This window comes from Pseudomonas sp. Je.1.5.c (genome assembly GCF_051129895.1).
Taxonomy (GTDB): Bacteria; Pseudomonadota; Gammaproteobacteria; order Pseudomonadales; family Pseudomonadaceae; genus Aquipseudomonas; species Aquipseudomonas urmiensis.
The window spans coordinates 1-265 of sequence record NZ_JBCPSP010000117.1 but is presented as its reverse complement, the minus strand read 5'-3'; the positions used below and the strand labels follow the sequence as shown (position 1 = coordinate 265).

Below are 265 nucleotides of genomic sequence, written 5' to 3'. Positions count from 1 at the left end.
GTTGCTGCAGGCCGTTGCCTTGCACGCGGCCGATTTCCCGGTGCAGGGCGTCGCGCTGGTAGCTGAGCAGCTCGGCGTCATCGAGCTTGATCGCCAGCAGGTGGCCGCTGCCGTAGGTCAGCCAGCTAACCCGGTGGTCATCCGGGCGGGTGGTGGCACAGCGTTGGTTGAGGGCGTCGTACTCGTGCTGCCAGATGGCCACGCTGGGGGTGTCGAGAAAGCGGTAGTACTGGTGCTCGCGGCTGAGGTTGCCGGCCCGGTCGTA

1 protein-coding gene is annotated in these 265 nt (G+C 67.2%); it reads right to left on the bottom strand.

The window, feature by feature from the left end:
• Positions 1 to 265 (bottom strand): hypothetical protein (locus tag AAZU54_RS27380; RefSeq protein WP_434727907.1); only part of this gene is annotated, 265 nt, incomplete at both ends.